General features: G+C 48.7%; 12 protein-coding genes and 1 tRNA gene. 3 read left to right on the top strand and 10 right to left on the bottom strand.

Going from position 1 to position 11,343, the window contains the following annotated elements:
• Positions 1-41 precede the first annotated feature (41 nt).
• Positions 42-116 (bottom strand) — tRNA-Val (locus ABFC84_18315).
• Between the two features lie 222 nt (positions 117-338).
• Here ABFC84_18315 and ABFC84_18310 point away from each other — a divergent pair.
• Both ABFC84_18310 and ABFC84_18305 read left to right on the top strand, forming a co-directional pair.
• On the top strand, positions 339-1,301 hold the full coding sequence (locus ABFC84_18310; protein ID MEN6414695.1) for a bile acid:sodium symporter: 963 nt from the start codon (positions 339-341) through the stop codon (positions 1,299-1,301).
• 64 nt (positions 1,302-1,365) lie between these two features.
• Positions 1,366-1,755 (top strand): hypothetical protein, encoded by a 390-nt coding sequence (locus ABFC84_18305; GenBank protein ID MEN6414694.1) that lies wholly within the window; start codon positions 1,366-1,368, stop codon positions 1,753-1,755.
• Between the two features lie 11 nt (positions 1,756-1,766).
• Here the strand turns inward: ABFC84_18305 and ABFC84_18300 are convergent, their stop codons facing one another.
• Positions 1,767-2,468, bottom strand: a complete 702-nt coding sequence (locus tag ABFC84_18300; protein ID MEN6414693.1) for a polysaccharide deacetylase family protein — start codon at positions 2,466-2,468, stop codon at positions 1,767-1,769.
• A 149-nt stretch (positions 2,469-2,617) separates the two neighbouring features.
• Here ABFC84_18300 and ABFC84_18295 point away from each other — a divergent pair, with 149 nt between their 5' ends.
• Positions 2,618-3,772: a D-alanyl-D-alanine carboxypeptidase family protein gene (locus ABFC84_18295; GenBank protein MEN6414692.1), complete on the top strand. Its 1,155-nt coding sequence runs from the start codon at positions 2,618-2,620 to the stop codon at positions 3,770-3,772.
• Between the two features lie 76 nt (positions 3,773-3,848).
• Here the strand turns inward: ABFC84_18295 and ABFC84_18290 are convergent, their stop codons facing one another.
• The 8 genes from ABFC84_18290 to hypA form a co-directional block, all read right to left on the bottom strand.
• The gene (locus tag ABFC84_18290; protein ID MEN6414691.1) at positions 3,849-4,643 is read right to left on the bottom strand and encodes a protein-glutamate O-methyltransferase CheR; all 795 of its coding nucleotides are present in this window, start codon (positions 4,641-4,643) and stop codon (positions 3,849-3,851) included.
• A 171-nt stretch (positions 4,644-4,814) separates the two neighbouring features.
• Positions 4,815-5,933 carry an alanine dehydrogenase gene (gene ald / locus ABFC84_18285; GenBank protein ID MEN6414690.1) on the bottom strand — a complete coding sequence of 373 codons (1,119 nt, stop codon included), beginning with the start codon at positions 5,931-5,933 and terminating at the stop codon, positions 4,815-4,817.
• Positions 5,934-6,172: 239 nt separating this feature from the next.
• Positions 6,173-7,291, bottom strand: a complete 1,119-nt coding sequence (gene alr, locus ABFC84_18280; GenBank protein ID MEN6414689.1) for an alanine racemase — start codon at positions 7,289-7,291, stop codon at positions 6,173-6,175.
• An 82-nt stretch (positions 7,292-7,373) separates the two neighbouring features.
• On the bottom strand, positions 7,374-8,771 hold the full coding sequence (locus ABFC84_18275) for an amino acid permease (GenBank protein ID MEN6414688.1): 1,398 nt from the start codon (positions 8,769-8,771) through the stop codon (positions 7,374-7,376).
• 57 nt (positions 8,772-8,828) lie between these two features.
• On the bottom strand, positions 8,829-10,010 hold the full coding sequence (locus ABFC84_18270) for an amidohydrolase (protein MEN6414687.1): 1,182 nt from the start codon (positions 10,008-10,010) through the stop codon (positions 8,829-8,831).
• Positions 10,004-10,198, bottom strand: coding sequence for an aspartyl-phosphate phosphatase Spo0E family protein (locus ABFC84_18265; protein MEN6414686.1), 195 nt, complete (start codon positions 10,196-10,198; stop codon positions 10,004-10,006). The genes ABFC84_18270 and ABFC84_18265 overlap by 7 nt, the downstream gene beginning before the upstream one ends.
• Positions 10,185-10,865, bottom strand: a complete 681-nt coding sequence (gene hypB / locus ABFC84_18260; protein ID MEN6414685.1) for a hydrogenase nickel incorporation protein HypB — start codon at positions 10,863-10,865, stop codon at positions 10,185-10,187. The genes ABFC84_18265 and hypB overlap by 14 nt, the downstream gene beginning before the upstream one ends.
• Positions 10,866-11,207, bottom strand: coding sequence for a hydrogenase maturation nickel metallochaperone HypA (gene hypA, locus ABFC84_18255; GenBank protein ID MEN6414684.1), 342 nt, complete (start codon positions 11,205-11,207; stop codon positions 10,866-10,868).
• Positions 11,208-11,343 lie beyond the last annotated feature (136 nt).

Raw genomic sequence — 11,343 nt, 5'->3', positions numbered from 1 at the left:
ATAAGCCTGGACGGAATACCGTCCAAGCCTCTTATTTCCTATGGTGGGGCATACTGGTTTCGAACCAGTGACCTCTTGAATGTGAATCAAGCGCTCTCCCACTGAGCTAATACCCCAAAACATGTTCTTATTATAACATAACACTTTCGTCAATTCCAGTTAAGCTCAAGATTTTTAAAAATTTTTTGCCTGTTTCTCCACTCGATTTGATAGGATTTAACGATTTTGATATCCACTTTACAAAAAGAGAAATAGGAATCATTCAAATAAAACAATTCCGCTTTGGCGAGATGCTATAATAAAGATATATGATATATTCAATATAGGAGTTGGAGAAATTGCTTAATAAAATTCACCGCTGGATAAACCAGCGCATGTTTCTTCTCGTTCTTTTAGCCATGGTACTAGGCTATTTTTATCCCTTGGAATCCACCCCTTTTCTGCAAAAAACGATTATGCTACTCTTTGCCTACATGACTCTTGCTACTGCTCTTGGCACAAGTTTTAAAGAATTTCTAAAGGTATCACGGAACCCCAAGATACCCCTTTACGTTCTTAGCATTGTACATCTGGCAGTACCCACTATTGCTTGGGTTATTGGAAAAATATTTTTCCCCGACAGCCCGTACATTCAAATGGGATATCTAATCAGTGCGATGATCCCGGTAGGAGTAACGTCCATAATTTGGACTTCCATGGTAAAAGGAAATGTGCCGGTGTCGCTGGTAACCGTAACTTTAGACACTATACTGGCACCTTTTTTTCTTCCGCTGTTTATTCTCCTATTCGTGGGCGTTGCTGTCACCATAAACTATTCTAAAATGGCAATCGACCTGCTCTTTATGATTACTTTACCGAGCCTAATTGGCATGATTTTATATGATGTCACCAAAGGGAAAACCCAAACCTTTGCCCAAGGCGGAGGTGGTATTCTTTCTAAGCTTTGCTTGGGGGGCGTGATTTTTCTAAATGCTGCTTTTGTCACACCGACAATCACCTGGAGTCCCTTTATATTTAAAATTTTAGCCGTGACTCTGCTAATTGTAGCTATTGGCTATATAATCGGTTATGTAAGCAGCAAGCTTATTCACGCAAACCATGAAATCACCTTAGCAATTATCTATAACACCGGTATGCGAAATATCGCTACCGGTCTTGTTATTGCATCCAGCTATTTCCCCCCGGAAGTAGCCATTCCAATTGCTTTAGCCATGTTGTTTCAGCAGCCATTGGCCGCAGTAACAGCCAAATTGTACAAAAAGATATTCCCCGATTATCTCACTGAAAAAAACCGTCTATAGAGATATCCTTCTTTTCTAATAGTTTTAAGGGTTTTGATATACACTATTGTCGGAGGTGTTCGAAATGAACGGAGTGGTTTGTTCCCATTGCCACACTTGGCTGACAGCTGATTTATCCAGTTGTCCGGGCTGTGGCGGCGATATCGTCTTGGACGGAGAAGGCAAAAATGTGGTTGACCGGATTCAGCCGGATTGCCTCATCCACCGGTATGCCGGATCCGACTTATTGGAACCGGCAGTATTGATAAAAGAAGGAAAAACTAATGTCAAAGTCGCCACCAAGTTAAAAGAGTATGCCAGTCCAATTACGGTACCAAAGCAGAAGGTGTATTCTTTTAATCAGGATCTCCTAAGTTCTATCCAATCCCTGCGCAATGAACGCACTGCGACTATTATGCGCTATGACCAGTTAATTCAATCTCACTGGCAAAACTTAAAACCCTACAAGCTTTAAATCATTTCCCGTTATTTTCGCTCTTCATAATACTGCAGCAGCTCACCGACCGTTACAATCGTATATCCCTCGGCCCGCAACTGGTCAATAATACTGACAATGGCTTCCGGCGTCGGCAGGGGATATTGTCCGTCATGGAGCAGTACAATACTGCCTGGCTTTACGTCATGCATGACCGTATTAACCACCTGAGCAACACTGGGACGGCTCCAATCCCGAGGGTCTACCGACCATAAAACGGTAGTATAACCCTTATTGAGGGCAACGGCCAAAACATTGTCATTCACTGCTCCTCCCGGCGGTCGAAACAAAATAGGCCTAGGCGCCACCACGGCGATGACTTTTTCCGCCTTATCCAATTCTTCAGCCACCTGGTCCCGGGGCAGCTTATTCAGTGCCCTATGACTGTAGGCATGGGTACCGATCTCATGGCCGTCAGCTACTGCCTGAGCCAGTATTTCAGGATGCTGGGCGGCATTTTCTCCTAAAATAAACAGCGTCGCTTTCACTTGTTTTTCTTTTAGAATGGCCAGCAGCTGCGGCGTAGTTTTATAGTGGGGTCCGTCATCAAAAGTCAGGGCTACCACTTTGTGAGTCGTTGGCACTTTCTTGACAACCTTGGTTTCGTCGATTAAATTGCTTTTGGTGATTCCGGCTACGGTGACAGCCAAACAAATGGCAACGCCCCAAATCGCCCAACGGTATATTTTCATTACGATGGCCTCCCTGTTCTGCAGTTCAGTTCATGTTACGCAGCTTTAGGCCGATATATGCCTTTTCTTTGGTGAAAAGTCTGCATGCTTCGACATTGGCTGCCATATAATCTATCAAATGCTGAATACCTGCTCCAAGGAGGGTATGTATGGTTCGTAACTGCTGCGGACTCTTTTGCCTGCTGCTGGCGCTGCTTTTTCTTATTCCGTCAGCCGAAAGCGCACCGCCTGCCGTCAGTGCTGACGCCGCCATCGTAATGGATGCCAAAACCGGCCAGGTCCTGTATGATAAACAATCCCACAACCGTGGTGCACCGGCCAGCACTACCAAAATTCTCACCGCCATTATCGCCATTGAAAGCGATCATCTGGATGATGAAGTAAAAGTCAGCGTAAAAGCCGCCGGCACTCCCGGCTCATCAATGCATCTTTATGCCGGCCAAATTATCAGTATGCGGGAACTTCTCGCCGGACTGATGCTGCGCTCCGGCAATGATGCCGCCGTCGCCATTGCGGAACACTTAGCTGGTTCGGTCGAAGCCTTTGCCGAGCTGATGAACCACAAAGCCCGGCTGCTTGGCGCTTTTGACAGTCACTTTCGCAATCCCAACGGATTAAGTGCCGCCGGACATTATACCACCGCTTTTGATCTGGCCTGGATTACCCGTTACGCTCTGCTCAACCCGGTTTTTGCTGAAATTGTCAGCACCAAGGAGACAGAAATTGAATGGCTGGACCGGAGCGGCCACGAACATGACCGCAATCTGCGCAATACGAATAAATTGTTATGGATGTTTGAAGACGCCGACGGCGTAAAAACAGGAACAACCGGTGAAGCCGGCCCCTGCCTGGTTTCCAGTGCCACCCGGGGCAACCAGAAACTAATTGCCGTTGTGCTTCATGACCATTCGCGCTGGTTTGATTCCATGAAACTGCTAAAATACGGTTTCGACAGCTTCGATTTATATCAGTATGCCGAGGAAGGGGATATCTTGTCTGCCATACCGGTGGAGCAGGGCCTCAGAGATTGTATCGACGCTGCTGTCGCCGGGCCTGCGGCTTTGGCAGTGTCTGCCGCAGAGTATGATGCCGTCACCGTGGAACTGGATTTGCCGGAGCAAATCAGAGCCCCGGTTTACAAGGGACAAAAAATTGGTGAAATCGTCTTTTACATCCGGGATAAAGCCGTCAAGACCGTGGATGTAGTTGCCGCCCAGGATGCTGACGAACGCACCGTCACCCGCACCTTTTTCAATCAGCTGCTGCAAACTATCCGCCTGCTGTCCGGTTGGGGGATGCTGTAGGCTCATAGCTCATAGCTCACAGCTCATAAAATAGTATAAAAGCGTCTGACAGAACGTCAGACGCTTTTATACTATTTTATGATTTGTGCACCAACGGCTTGCGGTAGAAAAATGGCAGATAATGCTCAAAACCAATATCCCGGAAATTAAGGATGGCTTCCGTCCCCCCGACAAACAATACACCCCCTGGTTTTAACGAGGCCAGAAAACGGCGGTACAGAGAATCTTTGGCCTCCTCGGTAAAGTAGATGACCACATTGCGGCACAGAATCAAATCAAAACCAAATTCAAATTTATCAAGCAATAAGTTATGCTTTTTAAATTCCACCCGTGACCGAATATCTTCTTTTATAATAAATTGACTGCCGTTTTGGGTAAAATATTTGCCGGCCCGGGCGGGAGAAATATTTTTATACTCATTGGCTGTATACTCGCCTTGCTGAGCCTTTGCCAGCATCTCCACATCCAGATCTGTAGCCAAAATCCGATGTTTAGCTCCAGGGGTAATATCCTGCAGAATCATGGCCAAAGAATAGGGCTCGGCACCAATCGAACAGCCGGCGCTCCAAATACTGAGTTTGGGGTTCTTAGCCAGAAGATCCGGCAGCACTTTGGACTCCAGTTCGCCAAACTTTTCCGGCGTGCGAAAGAATTCCGTTACATTAATCGTCAGATAATCAATAAAACTCTTATACAATTTGGCATCGGCACTAATCAAATTGAAAAAGCCCATGTACGTATCGACTCCGTGACGCGTCATCAAGTTATTAATTCGCCGCTTCATTTGGGTCGGTTTATAGTCGTTGAGATTAATTCCTGACTTTGCATTGAATTTTTGTTTGAAAACTTCCCAATCTCTTTCATCACTCACAGCATACCCTCCAGCCTTTTTGTGGGTTTTGTCAATCGTGCCGACTGTCTTCGCTACTAACTTCAACCGGCTGTCAACTATTTTTTATTTAATTCGACAGCCGTTAATATTTTTCCTATGCCCACAAAAAAAGTGCGCTCACAAAAAGTGAACGCACCACTTTGAACTGTTTTAACCGAGAATTTGCTGAACCGGAGTGTAAGGCAGATTCAGAGCATCGGCCACGCCTTTAAAAGTTACTTTTCCATCGTATACATTCAGTCCTTTAGCAAGTCCCGGATCATCAAGCAATGCCTGCCGCCAGCCTTTATTGGCGATATCGAGGGCATAACTCAGTGTCGCGTTGGTCAGAGCCAAGGTCGAAGTCCGGGCAAAAGCTCCCGGCATATTGGCAACGGAATAATGAACTACACCATACTTGATATAAACTGGATCACTGTGAGTCGTAGCATGATCGATAGTCTCCACTGAACCGCCCTGGTCAATAGCCACATCAACAATGACTGAACCCGGTTCCATTGTCTTAACCATAGCTTCGGTAACGAGCTTCGGCGTTTTTGCGCCTGGCAGCAGCACGGAACCAACGACGACATCCGCTTTTTGTACCCATTCGGCAATATTGTAACTATTGGACATTACCGTCGTTACTCTGCCGCCAAAAATATCATCCAAATAGACTAAGCGCTCGGCGCACCGGTCAATAACGGTAACGTTTGCTCCCATGCCAACTGCTGTCTTCGCCGCATTGGTACCGACGATGCCGCCGCCGACAATAACGACCTGAGCCGGAGCCACACCGGGAACGCCGCCGAGCAATACTCCTTTGCCGCCAAAGGGTTTCCCTAAATAATAGGCTCCAACCTGAGCCGCCATTCGGCCGGCAACTTCACTCATTGGTGAAAGCAAAGGCAGACCGCCGTTTCTGCCAACGATAGTTTCATAAGCAATACCGATTACTTTCTTCTCCAGTAATGCTTTGGTTTGCTCCGGATCCGGAGCGAGATGGAGGTAGGTGTAAAGGATCTGACCCGGATGGAATAAGCCATATTCGGATTCCAGAGGTTCTTTTACTTTTATAATCATTTCTGATTTATTAAAGAGTTCCTGTTTGTCGGCAACAATAGTGCCGCCAGCCTGAACGTAGCTTTCATCCGAAAAGCCGCTGCCAATGCCGGCAGTTTTTTCCACCAGTACTGTATGCCCTGCGCTGTGTAATGCCTGTGTCCCGGCCGGAGTCAATCCTACCCGGTTTTCATTGTTTTTAATCTCTTTCGCCACGCCAATAATCATTGCTCTTCTCCTCCTTAAAATTAATAGCAGCATTTCCCTGCAATGGGATGCTGCTATTAACTCTTGCAAGTTTTATGCCAATATTGGCGTAGGCAAAAAAGATCTGTTCTGCGCTGAATTTCCGGCGGTCAAGCCGGTAAAAAACCGTATTTGGTAATAAAAGGTAACAAGTATGGAAACTTTAGTTACCTTATGGTGCTATTATATTCCAAAAAACGGAACCCACTTAAGGCTATTATTTAACTGATTCCTCCATGATACTGCCGGGGAACCCGACTGCCTACCATACAAACCACTTCATAGTTAATAGTTCCCAGATGGGCGGCAACTTCCTCCACCGGCAGCTGGGGTTCGCCAAACAACAGCGCTTCTTCGCCGGCGGATACACCGGGAATGCGGCTGATATCTGCCATGCACTGATCCATACAGATCCGTCCCACCAGGGGTGCTCTCTGGCCGCGAATCATCACACTGGCCTTACCGGCCAGCAGCCGGGTCCAGCCGTCGGCATAGCCGATGGGAAGAGTGGCAATCCGGCTGTCTCCTCTGGTAAAGTACGTCCGGCCGTAACTGATGGACTGGTTGGCCTTCATTTCCTTCACATAGCTGACTTTCGCCTTCAGCTTCATGGCCGGTTTGAGGTCGACCACTTTCTCAACGTCTTCCGACGGCCATAAACCATAGAGGATAATGCCGGGACGCACCATATCCAGATGGGTTTCCGGCAGTTCCAGCGTTGCAGCGCTGTTGGCGATATGGCGAATGGGAATATGGATCCCCTTCGCTTCAATTCGGGCCAAAGCCTGCTTAAACCGATCGAACTGCTGCCAGGTGAAGCTTTTATCTTTTTCATCCGCAGTGGCAAAATGGGAAAATACACCTTCAATTTCGATCCCCGGCAGCGCTGCTACAGCCGCGGCAAAATCGCCGGCAGCTTCCGGACGGATGCCGATCCGGCTCATGCCGGTGTCTATTTTTAGATGAACCTTAGCCTTGCGGCCCGCTGCCGCTGCCGCGCCGGACAATGCCTCCGCTACATCAAATGAAAATATGGTTTGCGAGATGTCCTTGTCGACTACCAGAACCGCCTGCTCAGGCGGTGTATAGCCAATGATCAGAATCGGTACGGTAAATCCGGCCCGGCGCAGTTCCACGGCCTCCTCCAGAATGGCTACCGCTAATTGGTCGGCACCGGCCTCCAGCACTGTCCGGGCCACCGGTATCACACCATGGCCATAGGCATTCGCCTTGACCACAGCACAAAAGCGAGCGCCTGTTTTAACCCGGTTTTTAATTTCCCGTACATTGTGGGCAATCGCCCCTAAGTCAATTTCTGCCCATACCGGCCTTTCGTACATGATCTATTCCTCCCTCGCTAAAATGGCTATCGGCGGCCAAGAATGTCCGGCCGCCGTTCCCATAGATAGCTTCTCTGTTGTATTATGCTTTCGTCTCGGCCTTCTCCGCCGTATCGGTTTTATTCATACCAAATCCATAATAAGAAGCGATCAGCACCCCAAACCAGATCGGCGCGATATACAGCGCCACCCGGGTATCGGCGTCAAAGAACATGATAACAACCACCAGCACGAGGAAGGCCAGACTGACCCAGTTGGCGCTGGGATAGTGAGGCATCGGATAACGTAATGCAGCTACCTGATCCGTTGTCAGTTTTTCCCGGAATTTCATCTGTACCAGCAGAATAATCGCCCAGACCCAAATAGCGCCAAAGGTGGCGACGCTGGTCACATAAGTAAATACTTTGGCCGGTACGAAGTAGTTTAACACTACGCCGATCAGCAGAAACAGCGCCGAAATGACGATACCGTTTTTCGGCACATGATGACTGCTCAATTTGCCAAACACGGTCGGTGCTTTTCCCTGCAGAGCCAAATTATAGAGCATACGGCCGGTGCTGAAAATGCCGCTGTTACAGGAAGACAGCGCCGCTGTCAGTACCACGAAATTGATAATACCGGCCGCAGCCCGAATGCCCAGTTTGTTAAAAGTAAGAACGAAGGGACTGCCGATCGTCCCAATTTGGTCCCACGGATATAAAGACATAATCACAAACAAAGCGCCGACATAGAAGATCAGAATCCGCCAAAAAACTTTATCAATGGCAGCCGGCAGGGTTTTTTCCGGATTCTTGGCTTCCCCGGCGGTTACGCCTACCAGTTCAATCCCCAGATAGGCGAACATCACCATAACCAGCGACAAGGCTACTCCTTCAAAGCCTTTGGCAAAGAACCCGCCGTGCTCCCACAAGTTGGAGATGCCAAGGGCGATCCCGCCATTGCCTATCCCGAAGAGTATCATCCCTAAACCGGCAATAATCATGAGAACAATGGTCACAACTTTAATCAAAGCAAACCAGAATTCAAATTCACCGTAAGCAGCCACTGCAACCAGGTTGACGGTAGTCATACAAATAAGAGCCAGCAGTGCCGGTATCCACTGCGGCACCTCCGGCAGCCAAAAATTGACGTACACGCCGACGGCGGTAATTTCTGCCATACAGGTAACCACCCACATAAACCAGTAAGTCCAGCCGGTAAGATAGCCGGGAAGCGGTCCCAGAAAGATATTGGCGTAAGCGCTGAAGGAGCCGGATACCGGATAGGCTACCGCGACTTCTCCCAGTGCCCGCATGATATAGAACATGATGATGCCGGCAATAAAGTACGACAGCATTAAAGCCGGACCCGCCGTCTTAATGGCAGTAGCAGAACCGAGAAACAAACCGACGCCGATAGCGCCGCCCAGGGCAATCAGCTGAATGTGACGCTCCTCCAGCCCCCGGTGCAAATCTTCGTGCAACGCATTGGACTTTTCCACAACAACACCTCCATAATTTAAATCTACTCACAATAAATGCAAAAACCATGCCAAGAATTAATAAATTTCAGGCCTCCACCGGGAAATCTGCTGCTCCCGATTCACATCGCCAATCTGACCGTCAATGACCACCAGCTCCGGTTTGGCGGAAAGCAGCAGGGGATCATCGCTCCATACCACCAAATCGGCGTCTTTCCCCGGTGCAAGACTGCCGATAAAGTTATCCAGTCCGAGAATTTTAGCGGCATCAACGGTAATAGAGCGAAGCGCCTGTTCGCGCGGCAAGCCGAACCGAGCCGCCATTCCGGCGTATATAGGCAAAAAGCGGCTGGGTACCACGGGGTGATCACTTATCAGCGAAAAAAGAATTCCCTGCTTCGCCAAAATAGCCGGCGCCCGCCAGGAAGCGTCCTTCAATTCCATCTTTCCCCGGGTGATAAACAACGGTCCCAGCACGACTTTGGCCTGCTCCTTTACCAACACATCTGGAATCAAATATCCTTCGGTCGCATGCTCAATCACAATATCCAGATCAAATTCCCGGGCAATCCGAAGGGCGGTAACGATATCGTCCGCCCGGTGAGCATGGGCTCTGAGAGGCATTTCCTTCCGCAGTACCCGGGCAACTGCTTCCATACCGAAATCCAGCTTATGGTCTTTGCTTTTTTGCTGAGCCAGATATTCCCGTCCCTTCAACAAAGTTTCACGGATCAAGGCTGCTGTGGCCATCCGGGTAACCGGCATTTTTTTCTGCTCCCCGTAAACCCGCCGGGGATTTTCACCAAAAGCCACCTTGAGGCCGGCATGACGAACCACCACCATATCTTCTACGCTGGAACGGCGACGGGTCTTGATGACCATGCACTGCCCGCCAATAGGATTGGCGCTGCCCGGTGCCACCATAACGGTGGTAACGCCGCCGCCGCAGGCATCTGCCAGTCCCACATCGGCCGGATTCAATGCATCAATTACATCCAAGGCGGGAGTAACCGGCTGGCTGATTTCATTTACATCTTCGCCTGACCAGTCCAAAGATTCAGCATATATCCCTAAGTGGGTATGGGCATCAATGAGACCGGGAGTAATCACTTTGCCGGAAACATCAATAATTGCACAGTCGGCAGGCACGGCGATATTCATTCCTACCGCCGTAATTTTCCCGTTGTGAAGCAAAACTGTACCACCGGCCAGCGGCGGCTGGCACATGGTTAAAACTGTACCGCCGGTAAACGCTAACATAAAGCAGCCCCCTGTTTGCCCGGCTGATTTCGCTTGGCCTTTTCATAAGCAACAATTAATTCATCCAGCCGGGCACTGAGCTCAGCTACTTCATTATCAGCAAAATCTTCTTTTTTATCCAATACTAATTGATGCAAACATCCCCGCAGCTGCTCAATCTCCCGCTGCAGCTTATCAATCTCCGCCATTAGCCGTACCTCGCATTTTTTTCTTGTAAACCTGTTGCTTCAGCCAATTACACCAATCAGCCACTCCCTCTCCTGTACGACAGGAAACCGGCAGCAGAACAATCGCCGGATTAATTCCCCGGATATCCCTGGCAGCGGCAGCCATATCAAAATCAGTATAAGGCACTAAATCCACTTTATTCAAAACCGTCGCCCGGGATTCCCGGAAAATCAGCGGATATTTAAGGGGCTTATCGTCCCCCTCGGTAACACTCAGCACCGTGATCTTGATGTCTTCTCCAAGGTTAAACTCAGCCGGGCACACCAGGTTGCCCACATTCTCAATAAACAATAAATCCAACTGCTCCAGATTCAAATCCTCCAGTACGCTGTCTACCATATCCGCATTCAAGTGGCAGCCGCCGCTGGTGTTAATCTGGATGACCGGCACTCCCTGCCGTTCAATCCGCTCGGCATCTTTGGCGGTAAATAAATCGCCTTCAATGACCGCCATACGAATGTCGTGTCGCAAAAGAGCGATTGTCCGCTCCAGCAGAGTAGTCTTACCGCAGCCGGGAGAGCCCAGCAAATTGACGACAAAAATTTTTTGCGCCGACAGCCGGTTATGGATATCCTCCGCCAATTGATCATTTTGCTCCAAAATATCCGTAACTACCTTAATTTTCATTTATTCAACCTCCACATATTCTACTCGCAATTCACGTCCAGACACAATCTTCACCTCACCCGACTGACAACGGGGACAGAGAAAAAGGCAGCCCCTAATGGTAAACTCCTGACCACAGTCATCACAGCGGCCGACAAGAGGTACTGCCGTTAGATCCAATTCAGCCCCGGCAGCGATGGTTTCCGCTGCCAAAGCCTCAAAGCCAAACTTGAGTGCTTCAGGTTCCACCTGGGTCATCTGCCCAACAAGCACTTTAATCCGCCCAACCCTGACTGCTCCATTCTCAGCGGCAGTACGCAGGGCAATATCCAAAATCCCCTGGGCAAGGGCCATTTCGTGCATACAATCCACTCCTACCCTTTCGCAAAACAGCACCAAATACCCTGCTGTATTATTTCTCGTTTTAACTCCTATTTCCTGTAAACAAAAATAGAATTTCCCATTTATTTTTGTCATTCCACTATTTAACATACTACTT

This window comes from Veillonellales bacterium (genome assembly GCA_039680175.1).
Taxonomy (GTDB): domain Bacteria; phylum Bacillota; class Negativicutes; order JAAYSF01; family JAAYSF01; genus JBDKTO01.
The sequence above is the reverse complement of the archived record's forward strand: the minus strand, read 5'-3'. Positions and strand labels throughout refer to the sequence as shown.